Below are 17,754 nucleotides of genomic sequence, written 5' to 3' on the forward strand. Positions count from 1 at the left end.
TAATTTGAGCCACATCACAGTTTTACAAAACTCAGGTTGATTTAAAAGTAATCGATTGCTCTCCAATACAGTATTGTCATCGATGTTTTTCCTGCGCTGCATGGGTTCCGCTGAGAAGCAGTTTGCCATGAAGCACAAAGCGGGATTTACGCGTCATGTTGAAATAGTAGAGGCCGCGAGGTGATCCCCCACCTGTGGCCGGAGAACACCTGCATGTTCGCCTCCGGCGGCCTCGTTATCACAGCTGCTTCTCATACAGCCGATAGCGCTTATAGGCCACCGCGCCGATACGCTCGAGGATATGGCGCATCCCGCTGTTGGATTCGAGGATCCACGACATCTCCAGCGCGTCGATCTGACGTCTGGCAAAGGGATCGCGCAGCGCTTCAATCAGCAGCAGAGCAATAATCGGCCCAGTGCGGCTAAATTGATACTCCTGCACCACCCCCATTAATGGCACGCGTGCGGTGCGCACCCCGCTGACTTTCAGGCGCCATAACAGTTTCGCCCAGCCAAAAGGCAGTAAGCGGCCGTTGAGATCGCGAATAGCCTCATTGAGGTTGGGTAAGCCGACAATAAAGGCACAGGGTTTGTCATCTATTTCAGCAATATAGATCATATCGTCTGGCACCAGATGCTTTAGCTGCTCTCCCATCACTGCAAATTCATGCTCGGTGAACGGCACAAATCCCCAGTTATTCTGCCAGCCTGAATTGAAAATCTGCCGCATTATCTGCATCTCTTCAGCAAAGCGCTGGCGATTAATAGTGCGAACGGTCACCTTTTTTCGCACTCTGTCCATTAGCGTGAATAAAGGCTTGGGGAAATGAAGATCGCTGCGCTGCATCCAATAGGCCAGCAGGTCAGTACCTTTACGGTATCCCTGCTGCTCCAGCGCGCGGGCATAATAGGTTTTACCATGAGTCATCATGGCCGACGGCGGTGTGTTAAAGCCGTTAATTAATAAGCCACTCTCCTGATTGATATTGAGCCCAAAGGGGCCGGTTATTTTTCTGGCACCTTTGGACTTCAGCCAGCTTTCCGCTGCGCTAAACAGCGCGCTAAATACCTCCTGATCTTTAATCGCGTCAATCATGCCAAAATGGCCGGTATCCTCACCATAAAGTTCACGGTGAAGCGTGTCTATTTGTGCCGTTATTCGGCCAACAATAACATTGTTTTTCCTGGCTACCCATGCCTGCCATTCGATATGCTCATTGCCTGGATTTTTCTCAGAAAGATGCTCCATGCGTTCCATATATAATGGCGCTATCCAGCCTGGATCGTTGTGATATAGCGAGGAGGGAAACGCAATGAAACTTTTAAGGTCCTGCTTATTAATGACTTTCTCGATGCGGATCATAACCACCCTGACTTATTTCAATTCATGAAAGCACAGCAAGTATTTAAGAATTAACTTATCTGGCGCTGTATTAGCACCTACCCTCTGAGCCAGTGATGACGGAAATTAGCGGAATGAATCTGTTCATCTTTACCACTAGATGCGTTTAACACCCTCAATGTGGAATAAACCATACACTTTTTAAAAATGGCGCGTCATACTAACTCCCGCTATGTTTTTCATCGGGCATGAGGTTTTTATGCTAATCGTTTATCAAAATAAAACTGAGCCATTTTTCACCCAACACCCTTACCGATATTTTTTCGCGTGACGTTTAACAAAAAACAACCTCTACCCTGCGTACTTCTCGGAGTTATCTGGCGGTTTTTAATCAATGGCTTTATTGCATATGTCTGAAACGAGTTCAATCCATTCTCTTCCTATGCGCTATGCTGATTTCCCCACCTTAGTGGAAGCATTAAATTATGCTGCCAGCGGAAGCACGGGAATGAATTTCTACGATCGGCACAATCAGCTCACTGCCGTATTGGAGTACCGCACGTTGAAACAGCGTGCCCTGGCAATGGCCCAGCGGTTATTAGCGCTTAAGCTAAAAAAAGGTGACCGTGTCGCCCTGCTCGCTGAAACCTGCCCAGGATTCGTCGAGGCGTTCTTCGCCTGCCAGTATGCGGGTTTAGTCGCAGTACCGCTCGCTATCCCAATGGGGGTCGGTCAGCGGGATTCGTATATCTCCAGGCTGCAGGGCTTAATGACAAATTGTCAGCCTGCGGCGATCGTGGGGAGTGAGGAGTGGTTACCCATCATCCGCTCCGCCAGCGTTAATAATCCGGGCATGCACATCCTTAGCCATCAGGCTTTGCACGCCTTACCCGCCGGGACAGCTGGCATGCCCGCTTTGTCGCCTGACGATATTGCCTATCTGCAATACACCTCGGGCAGCACGCGTTTTCCGCGCGGCGTGGTGATTACCCATCGCGCCGTGATGGCCAATCTACAGGCCATCAGTCACGACGGAATAAAACTGCGCGCTGGCGATCGCTGCGTTTCCTGGCTGCCGTTTTATCACGATATGGGACTGGTTGGCTTTCTGCTGACGCCGTTAGCCACCCAGCTATCGGTGGATTATCTGCGCACGCAGGACTTCGCCATGCGCCCGATGCAGTGGCTCAAGCTGATTAGTAAAAACCGCTGCAGCATCTCTGTTGCTCCCCCTTTCGGTTACGATCTCTGCCTGCGCCGCTGTAACGATACTTCGCTGGCTGAAATCGATCTCTCCAGCTGGCGCGTGGCGGGCGTTGGCGCAGAAAGCATTTCCGCCGAGCAGCTGGCGCATTTTGCGCAGTACTTTCGCCAGGTCAATTTCGATAGCCACGCCTTTATGCCCTGCTACGGTTTGGCGGAAAACACCCTTGCCGTCTGCTTCTCACCCGCGGCCTCAGGGACGTTGACCGACTGTGTCGACCGTGCAGTTCTCGAATATCACAGCCGGGCCGTCGCGCCCACGCCCAGCACCAAAGCCACCTCGACCTTTGTTAACTGCGGCAAGGCGTTGCCGGGTCACCGTATTGAAGTGCGTAGCGAGGACGGCACGCCACTGCCTGAACGTCAGGTGGGGCATATCTGTATATCCGGTCCCAGCCTGATGAGCGGTTATTTTCAGGATGCCGCTTCGCAGCAGAAAATCCAAGCGAGCGGATGGATGGATACCGGTGACCTGGGCTATTTGCACCAGGGTTATCTGTTTGTCACCGGCCGTAAGAAAGACCTGATCATCATTCGCGGCCGCAATATCTGGCCACAGGATATTGAGTATGTCGCTGAGCAGGAACCTGAGATTCATTCAGGTGATGCAATAGCCTTTGTGACCTCAGCAGGGCAGGATGAAGGGGCACGCATTATCTTACAGATCCAGTGCAAAGTGAGTTCGCAAGAGCGCCGGCAGCAGATCGTGCATTCACTGATGGCCCATATTCAAAGCGAGTTCGGCGTGACGGTTGATATCGAACTGCTGCCACCGCACAGCATCCCGCGCACCTCTTCAGGCAAGCCCGCCCGTGCCGAAGCGAAGAAGCGTTACCTCAGCGCCCTTGGCGTAGCGATCAACCCTCAAACCGAGCTGGCAGGTTAGTGAACAGGAGAGCAGTCGTGGCCATAACCGGCGCGACCGGTTTTATCGGCCGGCATATTGCCGACAACTTACTGGCGCGCGGCTTTTCCCTCCGAGCACTGACGCGCCAGGCATCTCGCCAGTCGATCAACCATCTCCAGTGGGTTCAGGGAGACTTGCAGCAGCCCGCATCTCTGGCGGAACTGGTGAGCGGCGCGGACAGTGTCGTTCACTGTGCAGGCCAGGTGCGCGGGCACAATGAAGCGGTTTTCACCCGCTGCAATGTCGGCGGCAGCCTGAATCTGCTGCAGGCGGCAAAGGAGAGCGGCCGCTGCCAGCGCTTGTTATTTATCTCCTCTCTGGCCGCGCGCCATCCCGACCTTTCCTGGTATGCGAAGTCAAAATATGTCGCGGAACAGCAGTTAAGCGCCCAGGCGTCACCCGTTGCGCTGGGAATTTTTCGCCCCACGGCAGTGTACGGGCCGGGTGATAAAGAGTTAAAGCCAGTGCTTAGCTGGCTGCTACGCGGCGTACTGCCGCGCACGGGCGCGCCTGACGCCAGGCTGTCGTTTCTTCACGTCAGTGATTTGGCTGAAGCGGTTAGCCAATGGCTCTGCGCCAAAAATCCCTTACCCCAACCCTATGAACTCTGTGACGGGTTAAGTACGGGATATAGCTGGGAGAGTCTGCGCCTGATTGGCGCGGAGGTGCGACGCGGCCCGGTGCGCTTAATCGGCGTCCCGTTACCGCTACTGAAATGGCTGGCTGATATTAGCGTATTTGCCTGCCGTATTGCGGGTAAAGAACCGATGCTGACCCGTAGCAAAATCCAGGAGCTTACCCACCACGACTGGTCGGCAAGCAACAACAGTTTATCTGAAGATATTGATTGGTTTCCAAAAATCACTTTGCAGCATGCACTGCGTGAAGGCTGGTTTTAAACATCTGATAAAGGGAAGTGACGAGCGCTATGATAAATCGAGAAGCGGTGATGGATTACATCCTCGCGTGTTTAGGCGGGATGGTCGCCAGTGAGGTTGAAATAAAACCGGAAAGCGATCTGATTGATGAACTCGGCCTGGAGTCCATCAAGGTAATGGATCTGTTGATGATGCTGGAAGAGAGATTTGATATCTCAATCCCGATCAATATCTTGCTGGATATCAGGACGCCAGCAGAGTTACGCGATGCGCTGCTGCCACAGCTGGAGAAGAGTTATGGGCCTCTATGATAAGTTCGCTCGCCTCGCTCGCCAGCGCGAACAGTTCCATCATTCGGGACTGACCCCATTCGGCACCTGTATTGATGAAATCTACTCCGCCACCGAGGGGCGAATTGGCAATAATAAGGTGCTTTTGGCAGGCACCAACAACTACCTTGGCCTGACGTTTAATCAGCAGGCAATAGCGGCGAGCCAGGCGGCAGTCGCCGCTCAGGGCACCGGCACCACCGGTTCACGCATGGCGAACGGTAGCTATGGCGCGCACCTTGCCCTGGAGCAGGAGCTGGCGCTATTTTTTGACCGCCCCACCGCCATCGTATTCTCCACTGGCTATACCGCCAATCTGGGCATCATCAGCACGCTGGCCACCCCGGACGCCGTGGTGCTGCTGGATGCCGATAGCCATGCCAGTATCTATGATGCTTGTGCCATGGGTGGCGCCACGATTATCCGCTTTCGCCATAACGATGCCAGCGATCTGGAGCGCCGCATGCTACGCCTTGGCGAGCGCGCGCGTGAAGCCATTATTATTGTTGAAGGTATTTATAGCATGCTGGGTGATGTCGCCCCGCTGGCAGAAATTGTCGACATCAAGCGGCGCCTTGGCGGCTACTTAGTGGTGGATGAAGCGCACTCTTTCGGCGTAATGGGCGCCAGCGGGCGCGGCCTGGCGCAGCAGCTCGGCGTTGAGCAGGATGTGGATATCATCGTAGGGACATTCAGTAAAAGCCTGGCATCCATCGGGGGATTTGCCGTCGGCGGCGCAGCCATGGAGGTTCTGCGCTATAGCAGCCGCCCATACATTTTCACCGCCTCGCCCTCACCCTCCAGTATTGCCTCGGTGCGCTCCTCATTACGCACTATTGCGCAAAAACCCGAGCTGCGCCAAACGCTGTGGAGTAACGCCCACCGCCTTTATCACGGTCTTGCCGGGCTGGGGTATGAAATGGGGCCGCACATCAGCCCGGTGGTACCGGTAATGATTGGTTCGAAAGAGGACGGTTTACGCTTCTGGCGCGGGCTGATTGCACGTGGCGTCTATGTCAACCTGGTGTTACCGCCTGCCGCCCCCGCAGATATCACCCTGCTGCGCTGCAGCGTGAATGCAGCCCACAGCGACGAACAGATTGATACCATCATTCAGGCCTTTGCTGAGCTGAAGCGCTAATTTCCCCGTCAAAGTAAGAGCAGATAAGCTGTTTGATCGCAGTCAGTGGCGTTTATCAAAGCGATAAATCAGCAGCAAAGCGCCCAGCATCAGCAGCCCTGGCACTGCCAGCGTGGTGAGCGGGGCATTCAGCGCCAGCAGCAGCCCCAGGTTAACGATTATCTGATAGCTAATGTAGGTGAGCAGCCCGACTATTACCCCCGAGGCTAATCGGCTGCCCAGCCCGGGCGAACGCGGCGCGCTAAACGTAAAGGGAACGGCGAGTAAAATCATGGCGAGGGTTAACAGCGGGCGCCCCAGCTTTTGCCAGAGCGCCATGCGGTACTCTGCCGAGGGCTGACCGCTATCATGCAGGTAGTGAATGTACAGGCGCAGCTGGTGGATGGAAAAGCTGCCGCCCGGCAGCGTGAGTTCGGCCAGGCTCATCCGGCTAAAGATCGAGCGCCAGCGCAGACTTTCTGTCGATGACAGGGTCTCTTTGCCGTTCTGCCAGCTCTTTAGCCTCACGCCGTGCAGTATCCAGCTGCCGTCTTTCAGCACCGTGGCTTTCGCGGCGAAAATATAGCTCGCCAGCGACAGGTCAGGAAGATAGTAAAATATCTCCACGCCCACGGGTTGCTGCCGGGCATCGAGGGTTTTCACTGTGGCAAATTCATTATCTTTCCTCGCCCACAGCGCGTTTCTCACCCCTCCGCTGTCAGGATCTTCAGCCACGGCCGCCGCTTTCAGCTGCAAAGCACGCTGCTGTAGCGGTGAAGCCACCCACTCATCAAGCGCGGCCAAAGCCACCGTCAGCATGACGCCAGCGGCCAGCGCGGCGAGAGAAATTTTGAAAATTGACCAACCCGCCACCCTCATCGCGGTGAGCTCCAGACTTTTTGATAATTGCCCCAGCCCGACAATGCCACCGATCAGCGCGATAAACGGTCCTAAATCAATCAGGCTTCTCGGCGATGTCATCAACACCACCAGCAATGCCTGGGTCCAGCGGTAGCCACCCGGGTTGACGTCATCAAGCTCGTTAATCAGGTTAAACGTGGTGAACAAGGGCATTAACATGCCTGCGGCAGCGGCGAATCCGATAAAGATATGGCGAATTAAATAGCGAGTTAACAGCGTCATGGTCGGTATCTCTGCCAGAGCGAAAAGTCGCGCGCCATCAGCAGCAGCAGCCCGAGAAACATCATAACGGAGAGGATCCAGACGCCGGGTATCAGGGCAAACGTACCGTTGGCAACCAGCGTGCGGCTGAGATTACCGCCGTAGAAGATCAGGGTGAACAGCACCGTTAACGGCAGCAGCGTGGCAAAACGCCCCTGCCGCGGCTTAATGCGGCTGAGTGGAATAGCCAGCAGCGCCATCAATAGCGTGTTAATGCCACGACTTTCGCGCCACTGCAGCTCGGCCCGGTCGGCAGGATCGCGGGAGCCTGACAGCGTCAGGCTCGGGGCGGATTTACGCTTCAGGCCGGGGTTTTGCCGCAGCGGCTTAAGCTGCAGCTTCATATGACGGTAAATCATCTGGTTATCCCCCGCCCCCTGGTGCTCCAACACGTCAGAGGTGCCCGCGTGCAGCATCACGGAAGGTGCGTTCGGTGACGGGTTCAGCACCCTCACCGTGTGGGCCCGATAGACACGGCTGCTATGAGCGGACGGGGTGTAAATCAGCACATCGCAGAGCATGCTGTTAGCGGAGTCGACCTCTCCTGCCAGGATCATCCGGCCATCATCATTGACGTTAAATTTATTGGCAATAAGGTGGACAACATCCAGCTCCGATTGCGACTGCTGCTCCAGCTGATAGATCTGCCCGTAAGCCCAGGGTCTGACAAACAGGGAGAGCAGCATCACCAGCATTGCCAGCGGAATGGCAAAAATCATCACGGCTTTGTAGAGGCGCAGTGGACTGGCCCCCGCGGCAAAAATCGCCGTGATTTCCGAGTCATTCCAGAGCTGACCCAGCGTGACGCCAACGGCAACATACAGCGCAACCGGCAGCAGCATTTCCAGCGCAATCAGAACCTTATAGCAGATGATATCGAACACCACTTTCAGCGCCAGGGTACCGCTCGCCGCATCGGTCAGGTAGCGTTGCGCGGAATAGCTGGCAAAAATAAAGATCAGAAAACCTGCCAGAGTCAGCACTAAGCGCTGGGTCAGACTCACGATATAGCGTTCTATTAGCAGCATGGTTTACGCGCCTCAAGGAGTAGCGGGCAGCGGCGCCGGTTGAGCACGGCTTGGCTTCAGCAGGTCATGCACGCTGTGCAGCAGCTGGCAGACCTCCTGCTCAGTCAGCGCGCCATCTTTTGCCCACTGGATATGCCCGTCTTTATCCAGCAGCAGAATCGTGGAGCTTGCTGGCTTAAGATGCCAGGTCTTTCGCCCCAGCCCCTGGCTGTCGATAATAAATTGTGCCCAGGGGTACTTTCTTTTATTTTTCTCGACTTTTCTGCCGACAAAAAAACCCGAGCCGGGAATTTCATCGTCGGTATTGACGATGGTTGTCGGTTGAAACTGTTTATCTGGAAATTGTGCGCGCTTAATCGCTTTAATCAGTAACGCATTTTTGTCCTTGGCGGAGGTGCGCCCAGCAATATACTGTAACACGCGTACTTTGCCCGCCAGCTGCGGACTCGACCAGGGGCGATAGCGGATATTATCTTTATCGAGCACCAGCTCACCCCGCTCGCTTATGGTCAGCGGCGCCATCTGCTCACCGACAATAAAATTGTGTGCGCAGGCCATGAGTGGGCATAACAACAGCGATGTGAGTAGCAATCTGCTTAACGTCATCACGCTGCGCTTATCGCTAAAATCCGCGCACTGATCTTCACCATGGATAACGTTCAAGCCATAATGCCAGGCGCTGGCGAATATCGTCATCTAATCGTGACGGTGAATCGTAGGCATTGCGCCCGGTCAGACTATCCCTCACCATCTCATCATGTCGGTCTCCCATTAGCCCATTTATGGCGGCTAAATAACGGGAAACCTGACGGAGGTGCAGGTTTTGAGGATTAAGGGTTCTGAGCGTGTCAAAGCAGGAGACCTGCTGACTGATAATCTTACGTACCGTATGGAACTCCTTTCCGCTCAGCAGAGGTTTGCGGATAAATGCGTTCAATACGTGCATCTCCCCCTGGCAATACGCAATAAAATCCTGCTCTGTGTCTAATTTTATCTGGCGCAACGAATGATTGACCATCTTCCACACGGGGGGGCTGAGATAAAATCGCAGAATGCGGGCGTAAAAAATAAGGTTCTTCTTATCATCATGGCGAAAGGCATCCTGTAATTTACCCAAAAAAACCGTCGTTTTACTGAACCACAGACTGGAGGCATGATGTTGACAATAAAGGCGCTGGGCAAAACGCAAATGCTTATAGCGCGCACGGATCAATTTATATTTTAAGCGCTCAGCTTCAGATAAGTGACCTTCATTCAGAAGCTTATTAATAAGGTCGAGTAGCTCCTCACGCGTAAAGCCCTCTTCCCAGTACTGCAGGCACAAGGCGTAATTATCCTGAATATTTTTCTGCGGGCCGTGTAAATCGATAACATCGGGCAGGCTGATATTTTCATCAACCAAATCATCCTCATCCACTGCCGCCAGCAGCTGCTGTAGCGTCTCAGGCGGAAATTTCCGCCACTCAATGTTACCGCTCATTAATGACTCTCTTTAGGCTTGGTGAAGGGTAATAAATGGCGATAGTGCCAGGCCCGCAGAGTTGGAATGAACGACAGCAGCACGTCTAAACACTGCCCTGCAAGATAGGCGTAAGCCGCACCTGACACGCCAAAAAAATGGGACAAAACAATTAACAACGCAATGTAACTGGCTGAAGAGAGCGTTTGTGCCACGAGGAAAACGCGTTGTTTACCCGCCATAAACAGCAGCGACTCCTGTGGAAAACCCAGCATAGAGACAACGATCGCGCCGAGCATGATCTCTATTAAGTGATAGGCCTGCAGATATTGCTCGCCAAAAACTGAGGAGATAACGGGTTTACCGACCACCATCACCAGCAGCGCCACCAACACGCCAATGCCGCCGGCTAAGCAGGCAGATTTCAGCCCCAGTAGCCAGGGCTGGCTGCTGCGCGGATCCAACCGCATCACTTCGGGGTAGAAGCTCTTTTCCATTAGCTTAGCCGGGGAGCCTGTCGCATCAAAAAAGGTCGTGGCAATTTTAAACAAGCCGGCCGCTGCCGGCCCTAACACTATCCCCACTAACACCGTACTGCAGGAATTGCGCGCTGACCAAATTGAGTGGGCGAAGTTGGTGGTCCAGACAAAATTCCAGGCCCCTGCCAACCTGCTGGCAGGGGCAAATAAGCGAGGGCGCAGTGCGTGATGAATGTTTCTGCGCCGCAGTTCGCGGGCGGCAAACCACCAGTAGAGCACTCCCCCGATCAGATTAGAGGCATACCAGGTGATAATGAAACCGGCGAAGCCCAAATCCCCCAGGTAAGAGATGACGCTGCCAGCAGCGCGCAATAGCGGCCTGACCGCCTGCTGGATCGCAATCAAATCAAAGCGGTCAACGGCGCGCAAAATCCCCGTGGGCGTCGATGCCGCCAGCGAAGGGATCAGCGTGCAGTAAAGTATTGCCAGCCACAAGCTCTGCCTGTCAAGCCCTAGCGAGTGTGCCAGCAGCGGCAACAGCAGCATGCCAGCCACCACGGCAATGGCACCACTGGCGATATCAAGGGCAAAGGAGAAAGAGATAACATCGCGAAACTGCCGAATATTTTTATTATCTACCGCAGTTGCGCCATATTTAACCACCAGCTGCCAGGTCTGGAACTTAATAACATCGCTAATGCCTTTCGCATAGGCCTGAATAACCACCAGCACGCCAAACATCTGCGTCGACATACCTTTGCCCGCGCAGGAGAGTGCAACCAGCCCCAGCAAAGCGCTCAGCGCATTACTGGAAGCCAGATAAGCCGCATTACGAAGAATGGTACGAAACACACCATCAGAGAACCAATGTTTCATGGAAATAGACCCACGTGCGAACCATTAAGCCAGTTCAGGAAGTCACTCGCTGAGCGCCTTTTTAAGGTGAGTATGTTGAGCCACGGAAGAAACCAGCTTAAGCGCTTCGCTCAATACGCTGTTATAGGGCGCGCGGGAGTCAAGCACAAAAATCCGCGCATGATTGTAATTAATCTTTTGCATCACGGAGATTTTATCCCGTAGCTCTTCATAATCATGGTCTGGCTTGCGGGCAAGCGCCGTCTCGATATCAATATCCAGGCGAATAACCAGTTCAGGACGGCAGTTCGCCATTTTCTGGTATAAACGGCGTTCGCGCTCGGCAAGATATGTCATCCACCCACTGCTCACCCTTTCAATACCAATCCCTGGCCCATCATAGTAAAACCCTGAAACTTCCGCCTGCGGATAGCGATCGCTAATCACCAATACTCCACGCTTTGTCAGGCGCCGTACTTTGCGTAAATTCGCCATGCGGCGTAGTGAAAAAGCATACATAATCAGCGCGGCCCATAAGGGAGGTGCCTTGCTGCTCATACGTTGAGTTTCTGAGGATTTTTTTGCCAGCCGTCGCTCCAGCCAGACACCAATAATCGGCAGGCGCTTAATTTTGTCGCCATCCTCACCGGACAGCACACCTAAGTAGCGGCGTTCGCTCATCCCACGGGCTTGCATATTTTTGACTAAATCGGCCGTGAGCGTTGATTTACCGGTGCCGTCACACCCCACCACGGCAACTAACCCGGCGATATAGCTGGCAGAGGCGTCTGTATTGACAGGGGGTCTATTTATCGCCATGGGTTTCTCTCAAAGATCGTTAAAAGGCTAAATGCCGGGCGAAGCCAGAGACGCGTTTATCACGCGCAGTGATTTAGCTAAAATCTTGTCGGCGGCCTCAAGGCCATTTAAGTCGCAAATCGTCGCGCCGTTGAAAGTCAGATGCGGAATAACCGCGCTCTTCTCGCGCAGTGAAGAAAGCGCGTGGTCGGGCTTGCGCGCATGCGCGGTTCCGGCATCCACATTCAAACGGATCAGCAGCAAAGGGGGATAGGAGGCCATCCACTGATAGATCTTTTTCTCGCGCTTTCTCAGTGCGCTTACCCACCAACTTCCGCCTGCTGTTTTGTCCAGCTGTGGACCGTCAAAACGAAACCCCGCCACTTCAGCCTGGGGATAGCGATCGGTAACCAGTAAACAGCCATTTTTACAGCGTAAAAGCATGCGCAGAAATTTATAAGCCCGCCAGCAGGAGAGTAAAAAAATCACCAATGCCGTTACTGCATCCGGTGGCTGAGCACGGCGATGGTGAACCTGGCTGGCTTTTTTTTGCAGATAATAGCCAAATGATGCGCCAATAATAGGAATTCGACTAATCCATTCGCTAATACGCCCGGAGGATTGCCCAAGATATAATAATTCTGTGGGTTCCTGTAACGAGAGATGACTCACCAGGCTTGCGGCTAGCGTTGATTTTCCTGCACCATCACAGCCCGTAATGGCAATAACCCTTACAGGAGCATGACGGCTAAAATGAGGCGCCTGACGATTCACATAAAAACCAATATCCAAAAAATTTGCCCAATGCTAATAGATCTTTTCACCTATCGATTTGCGTATAAGTGCGGTAGCAGAACTATTTATTTTTATCGCTATTTACACCGCGTTCGCTTGAAGCGAAAGCAATTAGAGCGTATTTTTTCCAGGTGCAATTTAAGGAAGAAAGTTATGCAATCCAAAATGCCCCCGCTTATCGCGGTTATTGGCAGTGATGGTTCAGGGAAGTCCACCGTGTGTGAACATCTGATTAAGCATTTAAATAAATACGGGCCATCGGTCAGAGTTCATCTCGGTAAGCAGGCCGGCAATGTGGAGCGTGCCGTGATTAAACTTCCCCTGCTGGGGAAAATGCTGGCCACAACCATCCGTCGTAATAAAGTCAAAACCGCCAAAGTGCTGCCAGGAACATTGCCAGCGGCAGTGATAATGTTTTTTGTGCTGAGGCGGCTATGGCGCTTCAGGCATATGCTGGCCTGTCGCCGCCGCGGATTGATCGTGGTCAGCGACCGTTTTCCGCAGGTGCAGTTGCCAAACACCTACGACGGCACTGTTTTCCCCGCCGCTGCCTCGGGCAGCTGCGCTGTTAACTGGCTGGCCCGGCAGGAACGCCGCGCATTTCACTGGATGGCGCAGCAAAAACCGGATCTGGTGATTAAACTCCATGTTGATCTCGAGGTGGCCTGCGCCCGCAAGCCCGACCATCAGCCTGAATCGCTCGCGAAGAAAATTGCTGCCACGCCGCTGCTCACATTTGAAGGGGCACAGATTGTCGATATTGATGCGAATCAGCCGCTAAAAAAGGTGCTTGAAGCGGCAGTAAAAGCCGTCGCGGATTTTATGACCGCTCGCTCAATAACCCTGGCCTGTGAACACCCGTCGGATAAACATTCGAGCACCTGAACCCTGTTGCGAACAAGCCTGGCCAGCAGCTAAGAAGAATCCCAGCCTGCGGCTAAAACCCTCAGAAAGCAGAGTCAAATGCGTATAATGCCAGCCAGGAATCGTTCTCTAACAACGGGTGGATCTTTTCATGTCAACACGATTATTTACTGTTTCTGCGGCAATCCTTGGTGGATGTGCCCTGTTTACCCCTTTGCTCACCTTCGCCGCTGATGACATTGCGCCAGCACCGATTGTGATTCAGGGAGCAATGCCGATTGAAGCCGAGCATTTTGCGGCCAGGCTCGACAACGCCAGGCTACAGCAAATCGGCGAGTGGCGTTTCTGGAAAGGCACCGTTGAGGGTTACCCGGTTATCGTTTCCGAAACCCTGAAAGGCATGTCGAATGCTGCTGCTGCCACCGCACTGGCGGCCGTGGAGTTCAAACCCGTCGCGATTATCAATCAGGGTACTGCAGGCGGCCACGACCCGGCGCTCAACGTCTACGATATTGTGGTCGGCAAATACTCGGTCAACCTGGGCGCGTTCAAAACCCCAGCCCAGGCAGCAGGCCAGGGCAGTCATGCCCTTGACTGGAAGCCAATGGATTTGCTGGCGTCAAAAGGCAGCGCGGGCGAGGATAAGAACGCGCACAGCATCCGTCAGTTTGCCGCCGACCCGCTGCTGCTGAAAGCCGCAGAACAGGCAATGCCAAAGTATAAAAACGGGAAAGTTGTCGAAGGCGTTATCGGCTCTGCCGACGTCTGGAACAGTGAACTAGACCGCATTCGCTTCTTCCATGAGCATTACCAGACGTCGGTTGAAGAGATGGAAACCGCCTCCGCCGCGCAGATCGCCTCCCTGTTCAATATTCCGTTTATCGGCATCCGGGTGCTGTCAAATAACATCACCAATAATGGCAAATACGATGCGAAAACCGGCTTAGTCTGCCAGGACTATGTTTACGATGTATTGAAGTCATGGATTCAACTTATCCATGAGAAAAAAGCTGAACGTAAAGCAAAAATGGACTAACGCTATCAAAAGGCCACGCCGCCGCGTGGCTTTTTTATCGAGGGACGCATGGATAATATTAATAAAAAAATGGGAATAGTGACCTATATCGATAACACTGAAAATATGCTGCAGGAGTTTACCTGGCTCTACAAGAGCTGGATCCACAGCGGCAGCTGGCGAACATCCGATCTGATTATCGTTCACCATCCGGCTATCGGGGGGCAATTACCACAAGAGCCCGGTATCCGCTTGATAGCGCACGAACCGCTCTCGCAAACCGACCCGCTGTTTCATGATTATCATTTCATTAACTCCATTGCCTGCCTCAGCGGTCCCCATATTGACCCCATCATCAAACAGTATCAGTGGCTTTTACGCACCGATGCCGATGTGTTTTTAACCCCCTATTTCGCCAATTTTACTCCTGCCTGGCCCGTTCACGGCTGTGGCGGGTACCATTTGACGGAAGATTTCAGGCAAAAAATGCTCGATTTTTGTCGCCGCCAGGGTGTTAATCACACTCAGCGGTTTGGCTGCGGGCATTCAATAATATTACCAGCCGAGTTGATGATCGCTTTTCTGCAACGCCAGGTTTACTGGTGTTATAAACTGGCAGAGGACTTTGGAAGCGATAGCGCCAATTGGGGAGCCTGGCCCGGCTGGTATCGCGGCGTGCTAACCATGTATGCGGCAGAGATTGCTGCAAATGAAGGCTGGGATAAATACCTGAGGGAGGGACGCGAGCGGATCCTTGATATGAACAGCTCCAGCCATAACCCCATCGATGCACTCACACTGCACATTCATTCCTCACACTATGATATTCATTTTTCCAAACACCAATATCGTGCGGGCAGCTACGCGGCCATTGATCCCCACTCACTAGATATCCGCTGCATTGATGATTATTGCCTGTGGATTTGTATGACGCCGATAGACACCATCAAAGCACAGGCTTTTTATCTAAGATAGGCGCTTAATAATCAGAGTTAATCAGCACTCTTTCGCCAAATGCACCGTTCCGCGGCAGCGGCAGGTTGGAGGAGTTCAACGCTCTGAGCACCCGGATCCCTTCTGCGCCAGCGGCGCGGGCATCGGTAATGTCGCTATCCGCATCACCGTAATAAATTTGAATATGGTGGCTGCGAATATCATTCACCTTCGCGCCTTTGCCTGGCGCGGTGAAAATCACCGGGTTCATCTTATCGGCTGCAATCCCAAAGTCTTTGGCAATCTGCGAGCTGATCGTTTCATGGCCGCTCTTCGGCTTGGGTCGCCCGGTGATAAACCAGATGCGATCGCCGCGCTCAAGATGCAGTTTTATTAACGCTTGCGCAGATTTTTTTGGCACCGAAAACGCATCCCACCCGTTGCTCACCTGCTCCCAAAACTCATCATTTTTGAGAAAGTCATTGCTGCCGGGAGAAAACATCTGCTGGCCGTGATAGAAGGCAGGTGTTGAGTAGAACACCGTATCATCAATATCAAAGCCAACATCAATCGGCGCTTTACCCTGCAGCCCTTCGGCGATCTGAGCGGTGGTGATCCAATGAATCGCATACTGCTGATTGAGCTGTTGTAGCGTGGCTCCCGCCTCACTCACCTCCGGCACCTCTGCAGCGCTCCAGGCCGGGGCAGTTGAGAAGAGTGAAGCCAGCAGCAGCAAGGCCGGTTTATGACGTAAAAACAGGGACATCTCTCATCCTTATTGTGGCGTTAGAACAGGTTAAAAGCGTAGTCGATTTGGAAATCAATCGAATGATTTATCGCGCGTTTAGGTTTCCCTTCTGCGCTGAGAATCGGGCGATTTTTTTGATTCTGATAATTCCATGATGGCCCACCAGAGAGCTGGAAACTGAGTTTTTTCACCGCCGACGGTTGCCATTTTGAGAAGAGAATAGTTTCACCGCGCCGGATAGCATGATCCCGATACTTAATGCCCCAGCCGAAGGCGCTCTGCAGCCCCAGCTTGATTTCCGGCGTCACGAGATATTCAGTCGTCCAGGCCACCATTTTCTCATTGTTGACGACATAGTCATTACCCCAGGCATCGGCCATCGAAGAGAATCGCCCACGGCTGTTTTTCGCCATATGGCGCTCAAAATAGCCAAGGCGATCGCTGGATTTCGCTTTGGTATAAGAAGCGCCAATCTTATGTTTCCAGCTTTTCTCGCGCCACTCAACATAGACGGACGGATGCCAGGCATCATTGTTGAACGGCCGATAATCTGCACTCATCGCTTTCCAGTTTTTCAACGCATGATTGTAATACAGCATACCTAATACATTGACCTGATTGCCGGACAGCGCCGCAGGATGCCAGCCCAGTTCAAGCCCATGGCGTTGCAGGTACTGCTGGCTTTCGCCAAAGAAGTAGAGCGCACTGTACCCCGGCTGTTTGTACAGCAGCTCGCCGGTAGAGAGGTGGCCGATCTCTGTTTTGCGGTCCGCCGTGGCGAAGTGGATCTGCTGCGGTGCGCCTCTGTCGCTATAGCGCGTCAGCCAGGCGCCGCGCAATACCCAAGGCCCTGCGCCGCTGTCCATGCGCCAGCCCTGATAGGTGCTGGGAATAGTGCGGCTGGAGTTAGTTATCGCCCCCCACTGATGGACGATTTGCCAGCCGGAATAGAGTTTTAAATAGCTGTCGTCGCCTTCCAGCTTCGCTTTAGCCAATAGCTGGCCCAACTTATGGAACCCCCTGGCGTGGCCGTTATGGTTATACAGCACACTGCGCCCGGCGAAGTCATCGCTGGCCGCCAGTTTGTACACCTGATAATAAGAGGCATCAAGCCCGATAATATCGGCGAAATAGCCGGAGTTGTAGTCCAGCGATATTCCCTGCCCCCAGGCTGTCTGCACCGAGCTATCTCCAGAATCTGAAGTATTCAGATTCTTAAATTGATTCCTGAAGGAGATTTCCGCGTGACTGTCGGTGATAAAACGACTTAATGAGTCAGTTAACTGCAAGGAGGAAGTTTCGAAGGCGCAGAGTGGCAGCGGCGCCAGCGTGAATAGCGCAGCAGAAAACAGGAACGTAGGTTTACCGGATAGCGTCAATAACATGTGTGAAATCCTTTTCTTATTGATTAATGGCTGAACTCCTGTCAGCGGGCGGCGCAATAATATCAAAACGTTCCGCAGGTAAAGTGATAAACCTCACAATTAACCGTTATTACTGGAAAAACTCAGCACCATTCAACAAATATCAAAGCTATTCTTATCGCTTGTCGTTACTTATTACGGCATGCTTGCGATATTTCTGGCGTAATAAATTGCGGGCGTACCGAAATAAAAGGTCCGTCCATTCGTTGTAGAGGTCGACCACTGAGGGATCCCCAGAAATGACTTCCATCGCTAAACGTCCGCTAACCGGTCTGAGCTCAGCCTGAGCACGCCGGAACGGCAAAAGACGCTCGCTGCGGGTTTTAAACCGCGAC

17 protein-coding genes are annotated in these 17,754 nt (G+C 53.1%); 7 read left to right on the forward strand and 10 right to left on the reverse strand.

Features of this window, described 5'->3' with window-relative positions:
* Positions 1-238 precede the first annotated feature (238 nt).
* Positions 239-1,363 carry an N-acetyltransferase gene (locus ID864_RS15755; protein ID WP_099754432.1) on the reverse strand — a complete coding sequence of 375 codons (1,125 nt, stop codon included), beginning with the start codon at positions 1,361-1,363 and terminating at the stop codon, positions 239-241.
* A gap of 388 nt (positions 1,364-1,751) precedes the next feature.
* Here ID864_RS15755 and ID864_RS15760 point away from each other — a divergent pair, with 388 nt between their 5' ends.
* The 4 genes from ID864_RS15760 to spt are packed head-to-tail and all read left to right on the forward strand — an operon-like array spanning position 1,752 to position 5,860.
* Positions 1,752-3,491, forward strand: a complete 1,740-nt coding sequence (locus tag ID864_RS15760; RefSeq protein WP_224750529.1) for a fatty acyl-AMP ligase — start codon at positions 1,752-1,754, stop codon at positions 3,489-3,491.
* A gap of 17 nt (positions 3,492-3,508) precedes the next feature.
* Positions 3,509-4,411: an NAD-dependent epimerase/dehydratase family protein gene (locus tag ID864_RS15765; protein WP_048918534.1), complete on the forward strand. Its 903-nt coding sequence runs from the start codon at positions 3,509-3,511 to the stop codon at positions 4,409-4,411.
* A gap of 29 nt (positions 4,412-4,440) precedes the next feature.
* On the forward strand, positions 4,441-4,701 hold the full coding sequence (locus ID864_RS15770; protein WP_048918533.1) for an acyl carrier protein: 261 nt from the start codon (positions 4,441-4,443) through the stop codon (positions 4,699-4,701).
* Positions 4,688-5,860 carry a serine palmitoyltransferase gene (spt, locus tag ID864_RS15775; RefSeq protein ID WP_048918532.1) on the forward strand — a complete coding sequence of 391 codons (1,173 nt, stop codon included), beginning with the start codon at positions 4,688-4,690 and terminating at the stop codon, positions 5,858-5,860. Before ID864_RS15770 ends, spt begins: the two co-directional genes overlap by 14 nt.
* Before the next feature lie 42 nt (positions 5,861-5,902).
* Here spt and lptG read toward each other — a convergent pair whose 3' ends face one another.
* Genes lptG through ID864_RS15810 form a run of 7 tightly spaced genes read right to left on the reverse strand, consistent with a single transcriptional unit; the run spans position 5,903 to position 12,432 of the window.
* The gene (lptG, locus tag ID864_RS15780; RefSeq protein ID WP_099754430.1) at positions 5,903-6,982 is read right to left on the reverse strand and encodes an LPS export ABC transporter permease LptG; all 1,080 of its coding nucleotides are present in this window, start codon (positions 6,980-6,982) and stop codon (positions 5,903-5,905) included.
* Complete coding sequence (gene lptF / locus ID864_RS15785; RefSeq protein WP_048918530.1) at positions 6,979-8,049, reverse strand: LPS export ABC transporter permease LptF; 1,071 nt, start codon at positions 8,047-8,049, stop codon at positions 6,979-6,981. The genes lptG and lptF overlap by 4 nt, the downstream gene beginning before the upstream one ends.
* A 12-nt stretch (positions 8,050-8,061) precedes the next feature.
* A complete protein-coding gene (locus tag ID864_RS15790) occupies positions 8,062-8,655 on the reverse strand; it encodes a YtfJ family protein (RefSeq protein WP_048918543.1) in 594 nt (197 codons plus the stop codon).
* 37 nt (positions 8,656-8,692) lie between these two features.
* A complete protein-coding gene (locus ID864_RS15795; protein ID WP_099754429.1) occupies positions 8,693-9,529 on the reverse strand; it encodes a hypothetical protein in 837 nt (278 codons plus the stop codon).
* Positions 9,529-10,863, reverse strand: a complete 1,335-nt coding sequence (locus tag ID864_RS15800) for a lipopolysaccharide biosynthesis protein (RefSeq protein ID WP_048918528.1) — start codon at positions 10,861-10,863, stop codon at positions 9,529-9,531. Before ID864_RS15800 ends, ID864_RS15795 begins: the two co-directional genes overlap by 1 nt.
* Before the next feature lie 42 nt (positions 10,864-10,905).
* Positions 10,906-11,661 carry a nucleoside/nucleotide kinase family protein gene (locus ID864_RS15805; RefSeq protein ID WP_048918527.1) on the reverse strand — a complete coding sequence of 252 codons (756 nt, stop codon included), beginning with the start codon at positions 11,659-11,661 and terminating at the stop codon, positions 10,906-10,908.
* Positions 11,662-11,688: 27 nt separating this feature from the next.
* Positions 11,689-12,432 carry a nucleoside/nucleotide kinase family protein gene (locus tag ID864_RS15810; protein ID WP_224750530.1) on the reverse strand — a complete coding sequence of 248 codons (744 nt, stop codon included), beginning with the start codon at positions 12,430-12,432 and terminating at the stop codon, positions 11,689-11,691.
* Between the two features lie 156 nt (positions 12,433-12,588).
* Between ID864_RS15810 and ID864_RS15815 the strand changes: the two genes are divergently transcribed.
* From ID864_RS15815 to ID864_RS15825, 3 genes are all read left to right on the forward strand, one after another.
* Positions 12,589-13,320: a dTMP kinase gene (locus ID864_RS15815; protein ID WP_048918526.1), complete on the forward strand. Its 732-nt coding sequence runs from the start codon at positions 12,589-12,591 to the stop codon at positions 13,318-13,320.
* A 130-nt stretch (positions 13,321-13,450) separates the two neighbouring features.
* Positions 13,451-14,335, forward strand: coding sequence for a 5'-methylthioadenosine/S-adenosylhomocysteine nucleosidase (locus tag ID864_RS15820; protein WP_099754427.1), 885 nt, complete (start codon positions 13,451-13,453; stop codon positions 14,333-14,335).
* A gap of 48 nt (positions 14,336-14,383) precedes the next feature.
* The gene (locus ID864_RS15825) at positions 14,384-15,289 is read left to right on the forward strand and encodes a DUF7164 domain-containing protein (protein ID WP_191150062.1); all 906 of its coding nucleotides are present in this window, start codon (positions 14,384-14,386) and stop codon (positions 15,287-15,289) included.
* Positions 15,290-15,293: 4 nt separating this feature from the next.
* On the opposite strand, the gene aphA is transcribed toward ID864_RS15825, so the two are convergent.
* Positions 15,294-16,013, reverse strand: coding sequence for an acid phosphatase AphA (aphA, locus tag ID864_RS15830; RefSeq protein WP_099754425.1), 720 nt, complete (start codon positions 16,011-16,013; stop codon positions 15,294-15,296).
* Positions 16,014-16,033: 20 nt separating this feature from the next.
* On the reverse strand, positions 16,034-17,380 hold the full coding sequence (locus ID864_RS15835) for an OprD family outer membrane porin (RefSeq protein WP_099754424.1): 1,347 nt from the start codon (positions 17,378-17,380) through the stop codon (positions 16,034-16,036).
* Positions 17,381-17,754 lie beyond the last annotated feature (374 nt).

It is taken from the genome of Erwinia aphidicola (assembly GCF_014773485.1).
Taxonomy (GTDB): Bacteria; Pseudomonadota; Gammaproteobacteria; order Enterobacterales; family Enterobacteriaceae; genus Erwinia; species Erwinia aphidicola.

Coding starts and splice junctions, on each gene's coding strand:
- ID864_RS15755 (WP_099754432.1), bottom strand. CDS start 1,363: ATGATCCGCATCGAGAAAGTCATTAATAAGCAGGACCTTAAAAGTTTC.
- ID864_RS15760 (WP_224750529.1), top strand. CDS start 1,752: ATGTCTGAAACGAGTTCAATCCATTCTCTTCCTATGCGCTATGCTGAT.
- ID864_RS15770 (WP_048918533.1), top strand. CDS start 4,441: ATGATAAATCGAGAAGCGGTGATGGATTACATCCTCGCGTGTTTAGGC.
- spt (WP_048918532.1), top strand. CDS start 4,688: ATGGGCCTCTATGATAAGTTCGCTCGCCTCGCTCGCCAGCGCGAACAG.
- lptG (WP_099754430.1), bottom strand. CDS start 6,982: ATGACGCTGTTAACTCGCTATTTAATTCGCCATATCTTTATCGGATTC.
- lptF (WP_048918530.1), bottom strand. CDS start 8,049: ATGCTGCTAATAGAACGCTATATCGTGAGTCTGACCCAGCGCTTAGTG.
- ID864_RS15790 (WP_048918543.1), bottom strand. CDS start 8,655: ATGACGTTAAGCAGATTGCTACTCACATCGCTGTTGTTATGCCCACTC.
- ID864_RS15795 (WP_099754429.1), bottom strand. CDS start 9,529: ATGAGCGGTAACATTGAGTGGCGGAAATTTCCGCCTGAGACGCTACAG.
- ID864_RS15800 (WP_048918528.1), bottom strand. CDS start 10,863: ATGAAACATTGGTTCTCTGATGGTGTGTTTCGTACCATTCTTCGTAAT.
- ID864_RS15805 (WP_048918527.1), bottom strand. CDS start 11,661: ATGGCGATAAATAGACCCCCTGTCAATACAGACGCCTCTGCCAGCTAT.
- ID864_RS15815 (WP_048918526.1), top strand. CDS start 12,589: ATGCAATCCAAAATGCCCCCGCTTATCGCGGTTATTGGCAGTGATGGT.
- ID864_RS15820 (WP_099754427.1), top strand. CDS start 13,451: ATGTCAACACGATTATTTACTGTTTCTGCGGCAATCCTTGGTGGATGT.
- ID864_RS15825 (WP_191150062.1), top strand. CDS start 14,384: ATGGATAATATTAATAAAAAAATGGGAATAGTGACCTATATCGATAAC.
- aphA (WP_099754425.1), bottom strand. CDS start 16,013: ATGTCCCTGTTTTTACGTCATAAACCGGCCTTGCTGCTGCTGGCTTCA.
- ID864_RS15835 (WP_099754424.1), bottom strand. CDS start 17,380: ATGTTATTGACGCTATCCGGTAAACCTACGTTCCTGTTTTCTGCTGCG.